Genomic DNA, 14,953 nt, shown 5'->3' on the forward strand with positions numbered 1-14,953 from the left:
AGCCCCCGGTAAGTCTCGTCATAGTTGGTGGTCGCCACACTGATGACCGCCTGCTGGAGCCCGTCCCGCACCCCTTGGGCAATGATCATCAGACGGAAAAACTCCGACATGGCGCAGACCAGGAACAGAAGCCCCAGGATAAGGGCAATGATGGTCGGAGTGGAATTACCGCTTTTATCTCTGGCAAGGGCTTTTCCATGGGAAAACATAGCCCTGCCCCTGAATCCCTTTCTCCTGCCACCCTCTTCCTTTCCCCCATGCAAAAAATTCCCTGATTGGTTTTTCTTCAAGTTCCATCACCCCCGTCACTTATAATAGACTTCCGATTTGCCGGATGCCTTTGCCCGTATCTGGATGGGAAAGGAACCGAAGAAAAAGAACCCGATATCTACGGTGTCCGTCAGCGTCACGGAAATATTGCCGTTCAGCTGCACCCGGCTCCCGCTGAAATAGTCACAGTCCCATTCAATCTGCGGGTTCAGGCCGGTCTGCCGGCGCATGATGCTGATGCGGGATGACACGTTCGTCCCCCCGGCCATCTCCGCCTCCCGGACAATCTCCGCCGCAAAAAGGTCAAGCTGCTGTTTTGTGGTAAAGACAGGGAAGAGGCTTACTGCCAGCGCCACCACCAGCATCAGGCACAGGATGCCGATGGCAACATCTATGTAGCCCTCTCCCTGTTTCGATTTCAAAATCCTCTTAAGCACAGTTTCACCTCCTGTCCCTGTCTGCCCTTTCCGGCCATCCTGTCAGCCAGAGAAGAGTATTCTGCTTTAAAATCGTCATGTTCCACTCCTTCAGAAGATCCCCGACATGGTGCCGAGAATCTGATACCCCATCACCCCCATGTACAGCAGGAGCATACAGCCCAACAGCAGGAAAGAATACCTCCGTATCTTCGGCGGCCGCTCCATTGCCAGCTTTTTCAGCCGCTGCAGCTCCAGCTGCTTCATGTCATGGCTGAGCATCCGGAAAAACGCCACTCCGTCATCGCCGCGCAGGACACCAATCAGTCCCCGGACCACATCACTAAGCTGTGCACTGGACACTCTGGCTTCAAACCTGGTCAATGCCCCCTCAAAGTTCCCGGTCCGCATATCCGCCACCGTGATAGCAAGTTCATTCTTCAAAGCTGCCCCTGCATTCTTCTGGTAAGTCTCCAGCATGGAAAGCACATCCCGGCTGGCCTGCAGTTCCTGGGTCAGCGTTGCCACGAACCGGGGCAGCTCGTACTCGATCTCCTCCCTCCTGGCCGTGATCTTCTTTTCCGCCTTATTGCTCTCGGAAAAATAAATCCCGATACCGGCGACAACAAAAGCTGGGGAGATGACGGGAACGATAAACAGGCAGGGGATGACACCCAAAAGCACCAGCCCGGCCTTCACCATGGCAAGGGAGACATACTGCTCCGCCGTCAAAGGAATCTCTGCCGATTTCAGCGTGGCGGTCAGCTTCCTCCTCTTGTAACCATCCATAGGCAGCACCTTTGCCAGCTTGGAGGCCAGTTCCATCAACACGGCATCGGAATTTTTCGCCTGTTTTCTGTTCTTCTTCACGGTATTCAATACCGCCTTTGTAGCCCGGTAGGTGGGCACATGGAATACTGCCGCCAGAACCAGGTACAGCCCCATGACAAAAAACAGGGCAAAGAAAAGCAAGATTAGATTGTGCATCCCTCCACCCCCTACCGTTTGTACTCAATAGGCCGTGTATGCCTTGCCACCGCCGCCACGGAAACGAAGATCACCCCGCCGCAGACTGCCAACAGGATCTTCCCGAACTCCGTAAACATCAGTGTGTGATACCATTCCTTATTGAGAAAATACATCAGCGGGATGCTGCCCAGAAGCAGGACCACCATGGTGATGTACTCCTTTACCGGCTCCATCAGCAGCAAATCCAGCTCCGCAGACACCACCCGCATGTCGGACAGCTTCGCCACAATGGGCGGCAGGGTGGACTTTAAGTTGTAATCGTCCTGGCAGGCGATCACGGCATCCACCCATTCATGGAACACCCCGTTGTCAATCCCCGGCTTTATCTGCTCCAAAGCCTCTTTTAAGTTGGAGTTGATAAGTTTAGCCTGCAGGAGAAAACTACGGAACACCTCTGCCACAGGCGGATTCAAATAGGGCTGGTTCTCCTCTATGGCGCGGATGATGGTATTCTTTCCCCGCAGATAGCTGGTGGTGATGATGGAAAGGGCCGTTTCCAGTTCCGTGTTGATCTGCTTCTTATGCCGCCCTGCCGTAAACTTCACATAGTAAAAGGGGAGCAGGGCAAGGCCGGCCGCCAGTACCGGCACCATATAGGTGTTCTTCATGGTGAGCGCCATGAGGACGCCCACCACGAACAGAAGCATGGACAGGACGCAGAGCATGGAGAACATGCCGCCCTTGCCTGTCACCCGCAGGACTTCCTTTGTTTCCAGAAATAAGAGTTTCAGTCCTCTGGGCTGCCTGCTCTTCCGGCTCTGTTCAATCCGGCTTTTCATGGACTGCTTTTTCGGCTTTACAAATGCCGCCAGTCCCTCCAGAAAAGAAAAAGGCGATAACCGGAGCATGAGAAAACACCCCGTCACCGCCAGTAAAAATGCTATCATCACAAGTGTCGTCAATCGTTGGTTCCCTCCTTTTCGCTGTCATAGATTCTGTATCAATGTTTTTTCGGTTCCCATTTTCTTACAGGGCCCCTCCGGCACTCTTCCCTAACGCCCCTATCGTCTCCTGACCATAGTAAGCCCTGCCCCTTTCCCCTTTTTGTCAGTGGGCCATTATACATATACACCCCTGTAATTGCCGGTAAAAGCTTCTTTCTGGAGCTATGTGCCTTTAGGCTGCCCACCATGCCGCGCCTCCGCGATCCTCCTTACCGCCGTTTCATAATACCTCGGATTGATCTCCGCACCCAGATACCTCCTGCCTGTGGATGCCGCCGCAAGCGCGGTGCTCCCAGTCCCCATGAACCCGTCAAACACCAGCTCCCCCGGATGGCTGGATATCTGGACCAGCCATGAAAGGAACTCCACGTTCTTGACAGTGGGGTGGTATATCCCGTTCTGCTTCTGCCATGCGGAGTTATAGGTCGCCTTGGGATATTCCGGGCCGAACCAGCAGGCGTTGAACCTCGTCTTGTACCTCCTGCCCGGCCCCTCCCCTGCATGGATCCTGTCCCCCGCCCTTTTCCTGTTGGGCAGCAATGCCGTGTGGTTGAAGACCCTCCGCCCTTTCTGGCAGAAGATGACCCATTCGGCATTATTGGCATAGCTGCCTTTCAGGTCTCCAATCCCCCCTATCGTCCCTTTCTCCACCACCATGCAGTTCTTTATAGTGAACCCCGCCTGCCGCAGGCACTCATAATGGTATGGGTAGCAGTCGAACCGGGTAAAGAAATATGCATGGGAGTTGTCCCTCAGGATACGGTAGCTCTCCCGTGCAAGAAGCCCATAGTCCATCCCTCCGTCACCGTCAAGCACCTGATGCCTTGTCCGGGTGAAATGGTTCTGATAGGAAATCCCATATGGAGGGTCCGAAAGTATCATCGACACATAGCCGTCCGGTATCTGTGGGAACAGGTCCATGCAGTCCATGCAGAAGATCCGGTCTGACAGTCCTGCCCTGCCCTCCATCCCCTCCCCAAATGTCCCTGACAATAATAAGCCCCTCTCCTTTCCCTGCCCTGACAACGGACAGCCATACAGGCACTGGCCCCCAACAGGATGCGGCCACATGGCTCCTCCCGTGCGGCCACCATGCCGCAGCCTTTCACCTCTCCAGTGCCCCCATCTCTTCCACAAAATCCTCATGTCCCTTATAAATAACCTTCGTGTCGGAGACTTCATGCAGCTCCTCCACCATATCCCGGTGGCTCTCCGGCAGGACCTCCCCGGCAATCTCTTTCAGCACATCCTCCAGATATCCCAGAAACCCCCAGCAGCTGTCCGTTTCTTCGCCGTTCTCATACAGGCGGTATCCATAGCACTGACCGGACAGGTAATAATCATAATCCTGCACTTCCGAACAAAGCGTCTGTCTGGCCTTTTCCACGTTCTCTGCTGACACGCTGCCATACTCCGCACGGATTTCCGAAGCCGTGGCATAAATCCACCCTACAAGCCCGGAACCCCGCTCCGCATACCCGGCTCTGCCCGCAGAGGAACTCACCGACATCCGCAGGCTGGAACCGTCATATAAATCCAGAGGTAATATCACATTCTCCGCACTTGCGATTTTCACTAAATCTCCGTCCGTCATGGCTTCCACCAGCCTGTCCGCCACATCCCTGGTATTATCCTCCAGCCGGCCTTCCACAAAATCCTCCTGATACCATTTCTTAGAGTGGCCGTCATAACATTCTATGGACCAGCCATGGGCTGACTTATCGTAGGAAAGGCGGATGCTTTCCGATTTTCCAAAACGGGCATACCGGATAATGGCATACTCCGATGCTGTCCTTTTTACAAGGTTCATCAGAAAATCGTTAGGTATTTCAAAACGGTTCTCATCCCCCAGGTTATACCGCCTGTGCCAGCACATCATATGGCCGAAATTATCATAGTCCTCACGGGGGTTCAATGGCTCATCATCATACATGACCTGTAATAAATAGGGCTGTTTCAGTGCAACAAGGCTCAATCCCACCACCTCCTGCCTAAATGCCGAAAAGCTGCTGCTGTGTCTTAAAGGACATCCCATTCTCCCGCAGCCGTTTCAGAAGCCCCTCGGACGGCGGCTCCACCTTCTCATAGTGTCCGATAATCTTTGCCTTGCCCTCCACAATTCGGTTGTCCGTGATATTGAACCGATACAGGGTGCGCATTCTCTGCCTGCTCTCACCGGGTCGGGTGCTGTCCGGCAGGTATTCGCACTCGGAAATCTCCATGAGCCTGCGGCTGTTGTCCTCCAGCTTCTTCGCAAAGGCCACAATGGGGAAGGCTTTGGTGGCAAGCCCCATCAGGGTGGAATCGTCCATGTCATAGGACTGCTTGCACAGCGTCACCATCCGGTAATAGGTATCCGCACAGGAATTGGCATGGATAGTGGTGATGACGGAATGACCGGTGTTGGCCGCATTGATGGCCTGCATGCTCTCGGCGCCCTTCATTTCCGCCACCGCCACACAGTCCGGGTTGATGGTCAGGGTGGTCTCCAACAGCTTCACTAGGGTGATGTTCTGCTTGGGGTCATCGGAGAACCGGGTCACAAGATGGACCACGTTGTTCAGCACGTTCCCCGCTTCATCCTCTGCGGTCAGGTCAAACTCCCGACAGCCCTGCTCCAGCGTGACAATCCGCTTGTTGTAGGGAACCTGCCCCAGAATCCAGCTCATCAGCGTAGTCTTTCCGCTGGACGTGGCGCCGGTGATGCACATGGATACCCCGTGACAGTAACAGGCCGCCAGCAAGTCCAGCATCTCCGCCGTTGCCGTCCCATAGTTCACAAACTGCTGTTTTGTCAGCTTCCGGGGATTGACGATACGGATGGATGCGGACAGCCCCTTATCCCTGTCGATTACCCCGTCCCCCATCACCGTAATGCGGATTTTATTGGAGAGATGCCCCACCACGATGGTCTGGGCGCTGTCAAAAATCATGCCGGATTTGTGGAGCATCCGCCTTATCACATCAACAGCATGCTGGGGAGAATTGAAATGCTCCTTACAGGGCAGAATCTCCCCGTTGGAATAGGTGACTTTTACATCCTTCCACTGGTTGATGTTGATTTCCTCCACATCATCCCGGTAAAGGTACTTGGTCAGAAAGGAAAAGCCGGTCATCTCCCCGTAAATCAGTTCGCATAATTCCTCCTGCTCCGTGTCCTCCACTCCCAGGTGGTTATTTTCCAGATATTTCTGGATGTAAGACTTTACAAGCAACTGATTTTTGTTGCTTTGGTCGCGGCTCTCGTCCGGTTCGTCTTTCAGGGTAGAAGCATAGTTTTTTGTGATATGTTCCTGCACTTCCTTTAAGACTTCCGGAAACGGGCGCAGGCGGATTTCTCCGCCCAACATCCCCGCATAGCCATGAATGTCAAATGTTTCCTGCAATCAGGTTCCCCCTTTCATTTTTTACTTTCTCCATCCGCGGCAGAATCATCTCCTTTACATAGACGGGGTTGATTTCCGCCGCAATAAAATCCCTTCCGTTCTTCATGCAGGAAATGATTTCCGTACCTGAACCGGCAAAAGGTATCAGTACCAAATCGCCAGGGGAGCTGCTGGCCAGCACAATCCTGTCCGACAGCTTCTCCGGTTTCTGGGTCGGATGCCCTGTGGCCTCCCGGTAATTCGGCTTCACCCTTGAACATTCCCAGACATCCCCGCAGGTTTTCCCTTTTGGGTTTTTCCGCTTATCCTTTTCACCCCCGGCATGGTAGGGGATGCGGATGCTGTCATGCCTGATTTCATGTAAGGGATTGCTGTAAAACCAGAGAAATTCACTTTCATGCCGGTAAGTGGACTTCCCCGGCCGTCCCGTGGCATAATTCCAGACAATCAGGTTCCTCTTTATCCAGCCAAACCGCTCTAAGACCAAAACCGAAAGCTTATCAAGCATCTGGCAGCTCCCCCAGCAGTAAAAAGCGCCGGTAGGTTTCAGAACCCTGTAACACTGCGACACCCATCCCATGCACCATTCCAGATATTCCGATTCTGTCCGGAACACAAAGTCAAACCCGCCCTTCATACGGAAATACGGCGGATCTGCAATGACCAGATCTATGCCTGCATCCGGAAGGCTTCTCATAACTTCCATACAGTCCGCTTCATAAACCTGATTTCTTTTTATCTCCATTCATTTCCTTTCCTCCATCCGGCTGCCTGTCTCCCACATCAAAACTCGCCCCGGTTCCTTGCGAACGGCACTTTAAAACCGCCTTTTCCGCTCTTCTCCCTGTGCTTTTCCCTTCCTGCCGTGGGCGCTTTCTCCGGCCTGTCCGGTACGGCTCTCTTCACATCTGCCATTGTCTTTCCTGTCTGGCGGGCCGGCGCCACCTGGAAGTCAAACACGTCCAGCAGGATGCGGTTAATCTCCGCTTGATATACGGTGCTTTCCTGGGAGAACATCGGCTCAAACAGCGCCATCTCATTGTCCTGCTGTTCCAGTTCCGCCGTGTAGGGCAGCATGTAGTCCACTCCCCCGTACTGGCCGGAAACGGATTCCCAGTCCTGCCCCACTTTCAGGTTCCCCATTGCCGTCACCTGCCTGTCCTTCCGGTAGCGGCTGTCCGCCAGCATGGGGGAATGGGTCTGGAACCAGGAAATTCCTTTCAGATTAGCCGTCCCCATTTTCAGCACCCTGTCCGCCGTCTCAATGGCCACAAAGGTTGCCGGGTCTGCTTCAAAGATGGTGGTGCCGTCTATAATGACATAATCTGCCAGATACCGCAGGGACACAAACAGTTCCAGCGCCTTGTCCCGTGTTACTTTCGGATAGTTCATCAGGCTTTCCCCTGTTTTGTACCCCAGCAGGCTGATGTATTCGCTTCCCGGCGCAGGGACGCAGGCATTCAGGATGTTGCCCTGTGTCAGCCCCGGTTCCGTCAGCAGGGAACCCAGGGAAGTGTCATGCAATGTTCCTGCCGGGAGCAATGCAGGGATTACGGGCGTAAACGGGTCGCAGAGAACCAGAATCACGTTCTTTCTTCTGGCCGCAAGGGTGCGGGCCAGCTTCACCGCAGTGGTGGTCTTTCCACTCCCCGGACTCCCCATGATGGTCAGCATTTTGTCCTGTTCCATATGGATACCCCCTTATCCGTTTCAGTACGCATATCAATCAATATCTTCAAACCTTCCCGCCTCCTATTCCTGGCTACCTGTATCATCAGCCTTGTCGGCGGCCTCTTCTGACTGTCCTGCTTTTTCCGCTTCTGCCCCGGACGGTTTCTTTTCCCCATCTTCGGAACCGCTTTCCCCGCCATCTTCTTCCCCGGTATTTTCATCATCTGCAGGTTTTTCTCCTTCTGCGCCTTCCTCTCCTTCCGTTTCCTCCGGCTCTTCCGTATATAGTTCCTCCAGCACTCTGGCCTGTTCCTCCAGGAACTTGTCTGCGTTCTCACGGTTCCCACGGTACACAAGGGCTGCATGGATGCTCCCCTCCTGTTCCAGTTCCGCAAGGAGTCTAGCCTGCTCGGGAGTTACAAGGACGGTGATAGTGGATGCCAGCCCCGCATCGTCCTTTTCCTCCTGCATATCGCTGTCTGTGCCGTCACTTAAGGTGGTGGCGATAATCTCCACATACTGTAATTCTGCAGGGATAAGGGTCTCCCGCAGGTCTCCCACGTCACTGGCAATCAGGGAAACGATGTCCCCCCGCTCCAGCTTGCCGGACAGCCCTGCCGCAAAGCTTTTGATAGTGATGGATATGGCGCGGTTCGTCCCGTCCAGGCCGGTAAGGTACTCATTTTTCAGCTGGGGCGTGTCTGACAGCTTACTGGCAAGTATATAGTCCCCTTTGTAAAGGTCAGTGTTGGCATACCTGCCCACCACATCCTCCACCCGGTACACTACGTTGGGGGGCAGGTTATAGCCGCCCACCTCCACGCTTGTCACCATCTTTGCCGTGATTTGGTCTCCCTCCTTAATCTCCGCATTTACCCGGACAATCTCCACCGTGGAAGTCAGGGCATCATTGAACATGGGCGTCAGTCCGAAACAGATGGCAAGGGCCACAATGATGCAGACCAGCCCCACCACAATCCGGTTCTTCAAAAGATTTTTCATTTCGTTTCTTTCCTCCAGTCAAATTTAATGCGCTCCTGAGTCTGCCGGCTTAAACCAACAGACTCAGGAGCGTTTCTGTTTCCTTTTACATTTTACTTCTCATTGTCTATACCAGAAACCTTACCCGAAATTTTCCTATGAAACAGGCAGCAATACCACAAAACAGCCAAATGCCAGAAACGGTGCCAGCGGAATGCTGCTCTTCTCCAGGGAAGTGTCCTCTCTTCCTTTGCGCATGGATGCGTTCCACAAAAGCGCCATCAAAAGCCCCCAGAACATCATCCAGAAACCGCCGGACACCCCCAGGGCAAAGCCGCTGGCCGCCATCAGCTTCACATCCCCGCCTCCTATTTTTCCGGTTTTCAGAGCCGCCATCAGAAAGGGCAGGGGAACCAACAGAAAGCCCAACAGCGCAGAAACAGGCTGTAATCCAATCAGTCCCGCCATAGCAACCAACAGGTGGAGGGCATCCGGTATCTCATGGGTGGCAATATCCGCCGCCCCTGCCAGTACCAGAACATAACACAGCAGGACGCAGCGCAATGCAGCCGGAGTAAATCCGTGGATTCCTATGAACACGGCTGTCACCGCCATGCCAATTCCCGCCGTCATGTGCAACTCTTCCGTTTCTTTCAGATACCGGCGCATTGCCATATCACACAACAGGCCGGCAAACATGGAAAGCAGCGTGAATGTAAGGAAAAGGTTCCATGTATCAGCGTTCCAGTCCATCTTCCTCCTTTCCATCTCCGTCCCCTGCCGTTCCCTGATATGTCCCGGCTGCCATCTCCCGCTCTTCCTTTTCCGCCTGCCTCTCAATCTCCTGCTCCATGGCAAAAAATTCCTGCGCTTTCCGCATCTCTTCCGCCAGTGCCGGTTCTCCCTGTACCCAGACTTCATAGATATGCTTCCTGGTATCTGTCAGGAATCCGTTCAGCGCTTCCACCATCCCGTTCAACAGCACCTGATCCTGCTCCCGCAGGCTATTGTAAAACGCCTCCAGCGGCCGGTCATAAAACAGCATGGCCTCCACGTCTGTAGGGCTTCCGGCCAGGAATCCTTCCAGGTTCCGGTATATCATGTCCATGGCCGCAATCCGCCTTGCTTCTTTCAGCAGGTTCTCATCAGAGAAATCAGCGTCCTTTAACAGCTTCCCGTATTCCTCCTCCGCCCGCTCCATCAGCAGCTCCATCCGTTCCTGAAAGTCCATCCTGCACCTCCTTTCAGTCGTTCGATGGCATCCCGGATATCCATGCCGTCAATCTCGTCACCAACACAGACCCAGCCGGGATAACATTCCCTGGCAAACAGCTCCGCACGGGGGACATCCCCCATCAGCAGTTCAATCCGCCTGCGCACCTCGTCCGGTTTCTTGCTGTGCCGCTCCACCGGCGTGTCCACGATACAGTGTACCGCCTTTGACATCCGCTTTGGGTTTCCCCTTGTGGCAATCAGGCACAGCTCCGGGTTAGCCCTCGTCCAGAATCCAAGCCCCCAGAACCATTTATCCGTCTGCTTCCGGCATCGCTTCACCCAGCAGAACCCCAGTGTCTTATAGGTAAACCCCCAGCGCCGGAGAGCCTCCAGCCCCTGCAGCAGACAGGGAAACGTCACCCACAGAAACAGGGCGCAGTCCTCCGCCGCAATCCCATTGATATCCAATGCATAGATATCTTCAATCTGCATGGTGCGGTAATGGTTCTCCGCACTCCGCCCCTGTCCCTTTTTGGAATAGACCTGGTAAGCCCACGGCGGGTCGATGTACAGCACGTTAAACTTCATCCGCCACCCCGCTTTCCGCCAGCTTCAGGCCGATCTCATACACCACGTTGACGGTGACGGCGTTCCCGGCCTGCTTGTAGAGCTGGGCGTCGCTGATCCCCGCCGCCTCCGCCCGGTCGAACAGGAAGTCATCGAACGCCTGCAGGCGCCAGCACTCCCTCGGGGTCAGCCTGCGGATGCGGCAGCACAGCAGGACTCCCATGTTGCCGCCTGTCATCAGTGTCTGGGCGCACTGCTTCCCCACCCGGCCCCTGCTGGTGGTGCTATTGGGAAAGGAGAGGCTGATGCCGTCCCCATGCACCGCTTTGGTATATCCGTCCTTCTTCGCCTCCCGGATGGCAAGCCCCTCTTCCATGCAACATAGGAGGATGCCGTGCCGGTCCTGGCAGGTCAGGGTGAAGCTGGGTTCCCCCGGCTCCTTGAACCGCCGCCCGTTCTGCCGCTTCTCCATGCGGTCAGGGGTGATCACTGCCCGCACACATTCCGGGTGCCCCTTGCAGATGAAGATGCCGGAAGTCTCCCCCTTGTGGTTGGCGATCCCGGCATACTGTTTCGCCATGACGCTCCGGGAAAGCCCCGTCAGCTTCGGTTCCCGGCTCAAATCAATAAACGATACGCAGGGCGGCATTTTCACACGGTCAGCCATCTGCTCCGGATTAAGATTTTGCGCTTCGACATCTCTGGCCGTAAGCGTCCCGCTCTGTTCACTGGCACCACTGTCTGTAAATGCACCAGTCTGCTCCCTGACATCACCTGCCGGAAATGTCCCGTCTTTCGCCCCGGTATCGCTGGCTACGGATGTCCTTTCCCGCCCCTGTTCCCCGGCGATGCCCTCTCCGCCGTCCACCGGCACGGCATACAGCCCTGTCCTCCCGGCAAATCCCCCTCCGTTTGCCGTCAGGGTGATGGATGTCCCTGTTGTGTCGTAGACCCGCTTTCCCTGCTTCCCGTCCAGGAGCCTTTTAACAGGCGCCGGGTTTGCTCCGCTGAGAGGAAATATTTTTCGTCCACCTCTTCCTCCAGGATATCCAACAAGGTACACTCGTTCCCTGTGCTGGGGGACGCCGTGGTCTTTGGAATTGACAACGCACCATTCACAGTCGTACCCTGCCTCCCATAGTTCAAAGAGAACGGTGGTAAAATCCCCGCCTCCCTCGTTAGACACAAGATTCTTAACATTCTCAACGATAAGGTATCGGGGCTTATCTTCGGGAGACGTGCCTTTGAGCAGACCAGTGACCGCAAAAAAGAGTCCGCTTCTCTCCCCATGGAGCCCTGCCATTCGGCCGCTGATACTAATGTCGGTACAAGGAAATCCGAAAGTCCAGATTTCAGCTTTTGGAACCTCTCCTGCTGTGAGCTGTTTAATGTCCTTTGCGTACCACTCGCCTTTACATCCCTCTCTGCATCCTGTCCCATCACAGCCCTCCCTCACCTCCTGCCTGCACATCCTGCAGCTGTTTGCGTCCGGGCCGCCTGTCCCATAAGGACAGTATTCCAGCCCGTACATTGCCATGTAGCTTTTATTTGCGTATTTATCGATTTCGACATGCCCCACACAGGCATGCCCGCTTCTTTCGAGACCTCTTCGGAATCCTCCAATCCCGGCGAAAAGGTCAAGAAACGTCAAATGTATGCCCTCCTGTCTAAAGTTATTTTTTCTGCAGCCCGAAAGGCCCCTCCATCCACGGAGCAGCCGATACAGGCAATGCCCATTCTTTGGGGGACCATCCCACTGTACTTTGGCTTTGTCCTTTACCCCCTTAATACAGCCCCATGCCCTCCCCCCACTCGTCCAGCATCCGGTAGGGATAGATCTGCTGGCTGCGGCCGAACCGCACCATGTTCCCAATCTGGTCTACCACGCTCTGGTTGTTCTGGTCTTTGGTACACATCATCACGCTGCCAAAAATCCCGGTCAGGGCCGCCACGACTGTCAGTGCCACGTTCCCGGACACCAGCCACAAAAGGGCTGCCACCGCCCCTCCCAGCAGGGAACCCACGGCGCTCTGCTGGAGCTCCCGCCTCCCAAAGCCGTTGAAAAGTTCGTTCTGTGCCTTTACCCCCGTAGGGATATACAGGCTGATCTCATGCTCCAACTCCGCTCTCCTCCTATGCCCCGTAGTAGTAAAATACAATCTCCTTGATCTGCCAGATGGATTCCGCAAGCACATAGAACAGCACCGTATTCCTTGCCCGCTTCCGGTACTGCATCTGCTCTTCCTCCGCGCCCTCCAGCCGCACCATGCAGTAGATGAACCGGAACACCGCACCCAGCCGGATCAGCGTGATGGCAGCCATGGAGATGTCGTCTATCGTCACCATATCGCCACCGCCTTTACTTTATGAGGTTCTTTGCCATGCCCACCAGGCGCACGGAATGGTAGACATTGTTCACCACGCCGCTGCCCCCGCCGGCCGGCACCATGAACTCGCTTAAGAACCGGGGCGTCCTGATGGCAAGCACGATGCAGGCAATCCCCCAGAACACGCTCAGATTCATCATCATGCCCACCCCCAGCTTGCACAGGGCGATCTGCACCACCACGGAAAAGGCGGACTGGAAGAACTTCATCATGTAGCTCTTGAACACTCCCTTGTCATTATCCAGCAGCCCCACACAGGCCACCGGCACGCCGATCCGCAGAATCATGATCTCCAGTCCCCGCATCAGGAACTGGAAATACAGCATGAAGTAGCTGATGACAAACACAAGTCCAAAGATGGCCGTCACAATCCCCGCCGAGGACAGCCCCTCCACCCATGCCATCCAGTCATAATCCGTAGCGGCGCCGATAGCCACCAGTAATTCATCCGTCAAACTGGTGGTAATATCAGCCATCCACCCATACAGCACCGGAAAGCATACCGCCACGGCAACCGCCTGGATGAATCGGGTCACAAGGTACACCGGCTCGCTGTCCGGATCTCCGTCTGTCCACATCACATAACACTCAAACCCTTTTTTCAGGAATTTCAGAATAATCAGCGACACTCCGAAGCCCAGCAGAATTTCAAACAGCACGTCCACCATGCTGCCGCCTCCCGCCCCGGTCATGTACTGGTCTGCGTGGAGCGTCATGGGAACCAGGTCAGAGAGCATCTCGTCAATGAATGCCACCGCACCGTTCAATATGGCCACAATCAGCAACACAAGGATTACTTCCAATCCATCACCTCCCACGCCCGGCAGGATGGCTCCCGCCGGGCACCTTATTTTTGCGCCTGCTCACTGGCCGAGCTGTGCCGTGTCCTCCGGCTGAACGGTTTCCCCTGACAGCCCATCTCCCGCTGGATTCTCCGTCTGTCTTCCATTCTCCGGCAGAATCCCCGTTTCCGGCATTGCTGCGTAATCCGCCTGTGCCGTTTCTCCTGTCTGCCCTCTGCTTTCCGGTGCTTTCCCATTGCCCTCCCGGTCTGTAGCAACAAATGGGTCTTCTTCCGTCTGTCCGCCGTTTCCCGATGCTGTACTATGTCCATTCGCAGCAACAGATGTAGGTCTTTCCGCCTGCCCCGCTTTCCCATCCATCCCAAGGCCGTCCCCATAAGCCGGGTCGTCATCCTCCGGCCTTGCATATGCATCCAGCACGCTGTCCTTGATCTGCTTGTACAGCTCCGAAGTGATGGGGAAACAGATATCCCGGTACTCCCCTGCATGGATCTCCCGGCTGGGCATGAATACGGCCAGCCCTTTCTGGCAGTCTGCCACGCGCACCCCTGTCACCAGGAACTTCCCGTCCAGGCAGACGGTGGCGACGGCTTTCAGCCTGCCCTTGTCCTCATAGCGGGAAACAATCTTGCTCTTAACTTTCATCAAAGCCTCCTTTTCCGTTGAAAATGGCCGCTCCCGCCCCAATGGGCAGGAACGGCAGCCATTGCCAGCCTTATCCCTGATAGTTGAACAGGGTGGTGATCTTCTGGGTCAGGGTGGGCAGGATGGTGTCCTTGAACAGCGTGTACAGCCCCGCCAGCAGCAGCGCGCCCACCACCACGGAGATCAGGATCTTCAGCGCCGTATCCACAAATCCCTCACCGGACTTCTGGGCAATCACCTCCGCCAGCTTCGCCCTGGCCTGCATCCCTTTCACATAGCCCTTTACCGCCAGATTGTTCATCTTGTCAGTCAGTCTCTTCATAGATTCATTCTCCTTTTCCTGGATGAAATTGATAGTTGTATTGGCTGATCCGCAGGAAATCCCTGCGGTTATACCCGTTCCATTGCGAACTTTTTACTGATAGTAGCCGATGATGATGTTCAGCGTGGCGCTCCCCAGCACCGCGCCGATACAGGAAACGATGGCTACTACAATGCGGTTGTTCCATTTCTTCTGATCCATCTCGTCCGCCGCTGACCGCCGGATGCAGAAATAAATAATCAGAAGCCCCGCCACCACAGGGGCCAGCACCATCAGCCAGGTTGTGGCATCGGCAATCAGTTTTTCTGTTCCCGTGG

The 14,953-nt window shown here is 55.0% G+C and carries 19 protein-coding genes and 1 pseudogene; all 20 read right to left on the reverse strand.

The features are described 5' to 3' along the window. Nucleotides 1-209: pseudogene (locus tag Q2B33_RS18745) on the reverse strand (hypothetical protein); the annotation flags it as partial. Between the two features lie 96 nt (nucleotides 210-305). Continuing rightward, the gene (locus tag Q2B33_RS18750; RefSeq protein ID WP_300566808.1) at nucleotides 306-707 is read right to left on the reverse strand and encodes a DUF4320 family protein; all 402 of its coding nucleotides are present in this window, start codon (nucleotides 705-707) and stop codon (nucleotides 306-308) included. A gap of 90 nt (nucleotides 708-797) precedes the next feature. Continuing rightward, a complete protein-coding gene (locus Q2B33_RS18755; RefSeq protein ID WP_300566811.1) occupies nucleotides 798-1,673 on the reverse strand; it encodes a secretion protein F in 876 nt (291 codons plus the stop codon). 11 nt (nucleotides 1,674-1,684) lie between these two features. Then, the gene (locus Q2B33_RS18760; protein ID WP_330688344.1) at nucleotides 1,685-2,602 is read right to left on the reverse strand and encodes a hypothetical protein; all 918 of its coding nucleotides are present in this window, start codon (nucleotides 2,600-2,602) and stop codon (nucleotides 1,685-1,687) included. Between the two features lie 219 nt (nucleotides 2,603-2,821). Further along, a complete protein-coding gene (locus Q2B33_RS18765; RefSeq protein ID WP_300566817.1) occupies nucleotides 2,822-3,652 on the reverse strand; it encodes a DNA methyltransferase in 831 nt (276 codons plus the stop codon). A 112-nt stretch (nucleotides 3,653-3,764) separates the two neighbouring features. Further along, entirely contained in the window at nucleotides 3,765-4,634 is an 870-nt protein-coding gene (locus Q2B33_RS18770; protein ID WP_300566820.1) for a hypothetical protein, read from the reverse strand. 16 nt (nucleotides 4,635-4,650) lie between these two features. Next, complete coding sequence (locus Q2B33_RS18775; RefSeq protein WP_300566823.1) at nucleotides 4,651-6,045, reverse strand: ATPase, T2SS/T4P/T4SS family; 1,395 nt, start codon at nucleotides 6,043-6,045, stop codon at nucleotides 4,651-4,653. Next, nucleotides 6,029-6,751: a site-specific DNA-methyltransferase gene (locus tag Q2B33_RS18780; RefSeq protein ID WP_300566826.1), complete on the reverse strand. Its 723-nt coding sequence runs from the start codon at nucleotides 6,749-6,751 to the stop codon at nucleotides 6,029-6,031. The genes Q2B33_RS18775 and Q2B33_RS18780 overlap by 17 nt, the downstream gene beginning before the upstream one ends. Nucleotides 6,752-6,828: 77 nt before the next feature. Next, nucleotides 6,829-7,734 (reverse strand): zeta toxin family protein, encoded by a 906-nt coding sequence (locus Q2B33_RS18785; RefSeq protein WP_300566829.1) that lies wholly within the window; start codon nucleotides 7,732-7,734, stop codon nucleotides 6,829-6,831. Nucleotides 7,735-7,797: 63 nt separating this feature from the next. Further along, nucleotides 7,798-8,718, reverse strand: a complete 921-nt coding sequence (cpaB, locus tag Q2B33_RS18790) for a Flp pilus assembly protein CpaB (protein ID WP_300566832.1) — start codon at nucleotides 8,716-8,718, stop codon at nucleotides 7,798-7,800. A 135-nt stretch (nucleotides 8,719-8,853) separates the two neighbouring features. Then, on the reverse strand, nucleotides 8,854-9,465 hold the full coding sequence (locus tag Q2B33_RS18795; protein ID WP_300566836.1) for an A24 family peptidase: 612 nt from the start codon (nucleotides 9,463-9,465) through the stop codon (nucleotides 8,854-8,856). Beyond that, nucleotides 9,434-9,928 carry a hypothetical protein gene (locus tag Q2B33_RS18800; protein WP_300914163.1) on the reverse strand — a complete coding sequence of 165 codons (495 nt, stop codon included), beginning with the start codon at nucleotides 9,926-9,928 and terminating at the stop codon, nucleotides 9,434-9,436. The genes Q2B33_RS18795 and Q2B33_RS18800 overlap by 32 nt, the downstream gene beginning before the upstream one ends. Beyond that, nucleotides 9,898-10,500: an MT-A70 family methyltransferase gene (locus tag Q2B33_RS18805; RefSeq protein WP_300566841.1), complete on the reverse strand. Its 603-nt coding sequence runs from the start codon at nucleotides 10,498-10,500 to the stop codon at nucleotides 9,898-9,900. Before Q2B33_RS18805 ends, Q2B33_RS18800 begins: the two co-directional genes overlap by 31 nt. Then, nucleotides 10,490-12,130: a DNA (cytosine-5-)-methyltransferase gene (gene dcm / locus Q2B33_RS18810; protein ID WP_300566844.1), complete on the reverse strand. Its 1,641-nt coding sequence runs from the start codon at nucleotides 12,128-12,130 to the stop codon at nucleotides 10,490-10,492. The genes Q2B33_RS18805 and dcm overlap by 11 nt, the downstream gene beginning before the upstream one ends. Nucleotides 12,131-12,263: 133 nt before the next feature. After that, entirely contained in the window at nucleotides 12,264-12,599 is a 336-nt protein-coding gene (locus Q2B33_RS18815) for a hypothetical protein (RefSeq protein WP_300566847.1), read from the reverse strand. A 13-nt stretch (nucleotides 12,600-12,612) separates the two neighbouring features. Further along, complete coding sequence (locus tag Q2B33_RS18820) at nucleotides 12,613-12,825, reverse strand: mercury transporter (protein ID WP_300566850.1); 213 nt, start codon at nucleotides 12,823-12,825, stop codon at nucleotides 12,613-12,615. Between the two features lie 13 nt (nucleotides 12,826-12,838). Beyond that, nucleotides 12,839-13,669 carry a conjugal transfer protein TrbL family protein gene (locus Q2B33_RS18825; RefSeq protein ID WP_300566853.1) on the reverse strand — a complete coding sequence of 277 codons (831 nt, stop codon included), beginning with the start codon at nucleotides 13,667-13,669 and terminating at the stop codon, nucleotides 12,839-12,841. Between the two features lie 60 nt (nucleotides 13,670-13,729). Further along, nucleotides 13,730-14,314 carry a SpoVG family protein gene (locus Q2B33_RS18830; RefSeq protein WP_300566856.1) on the reverse strand — a complete coding sequence of 195 codons (585 nt, stop codon included), beginning with the start codon at nucleotides 14,312-14,314 and terminating at the stop codon, nucleotides 13,730-13,732. Between the two features lie 70 nt (nucleotides 14,315-14,384). Beyond that, nucleotides 14,385-14,636, reverse strand: coding sequence for a DUF6133 family protein (locus tag Q2B33_RS18835; protein ID WP_330684683.1), 252 nt, complete (start codon nucleotides 14,634-14,636; stop codon nucleotides 14,385-14,387). Nucleotides 14,637-14,729: 93 nt separating this feature from the next. Continuing rightward, nucleotides 14,730-14,953 (reverse strand): Mbov_0395 family pilin-like conjugal transfer protein (locus Q2B33_RS18840; protein WP_330691398.1); only part of this gene is annotated, 224 nt, incomplete at its 5' end.

This window comes from uncultured Acetatifactor sp., assembly GCF_948601915.1.
GTDB lineage: Bacteria > Bacillota > Clostridia > Lachnospirales > Lachnospiraceae > Acetatifactor.

Coding starts and splice junctions, on each gene's coding strand:
- Q2B33_RS18755 (WP_300566811.1), bottom strand. CDS start 1,673: ATGCACAATCTAATCTTGCTTTTCTTTGCCCTGTTTTTTGTCATGGGG.
- Q2B33_RS18760 (WP_330688344.1), bottom strand. CDS start 2,602: ATGATAGCATTTTTACTGGCGGTGACGGGGTGTTTTCTCATGCTCCGG.
- Q2B33_RS18780 (WP_300566826.1), bottom strand. CDS start 6,751: ATGGAAGTTATGAGAAGCCTTCCGGATGCAGGCATAGATCTGGTCATT.
- Q2B33_RS18785 (WP_300566829.1), bottom strand. CDS start 7,734: ATGGAACAGGACAAAATGCTGACCATCATGGGGAGTCCGGGGAGTGGA.
- cpaB (WP_300566832.1), bottom strand. CDS start 8,718: ATGAAAAATCTTTTGAAGAACCGGATTGTGGTGGGGCTGGTCTGCATC.
- Q2B33_RS18795 (WP_300566836.1), bottom strand. CDS start 9,465: ATGGAAAGGAGGAAGATGGACTGGAACGCTGATACATGGAACCTTTTC.
- Q2B33_RS18800 (WP_300914163.1), bottom strand. CDS start 9,928: ATGGACTTTCAGGAACGGATGGAGCTGCTGATGGAGCGGGCGGAGGAG.
- Q2B33_RS18805 (WP_300566841.1), bottom strand. CDS start 10,500: ATGAAGTTTAACGTGCTGTACATCGACCCGCCGTGGGCTTACCAGGTC.
- Q2B33_RS18820 (WP_300566850.1), bottom strand. CDS start 12,825: ATGGTGACGATAGACGACATCTCCATGGCTGCCATCACGCTGATCCGG.
- Q2B33_RS18830 (WP_300566856.1), bottom strand. CDS start 14,314: ATGAAAGTTAAGAGCAAGATTGTTTCCCGCTATGAGGACAAGGGCAGG.
- Q2B33_RS18835 (WP_330684683.1), bottom strand. CDS start 14,636: ATGAAGAGACTGACTGACAAGATGAACAATCTGGCGGTAAAGGGCTAT.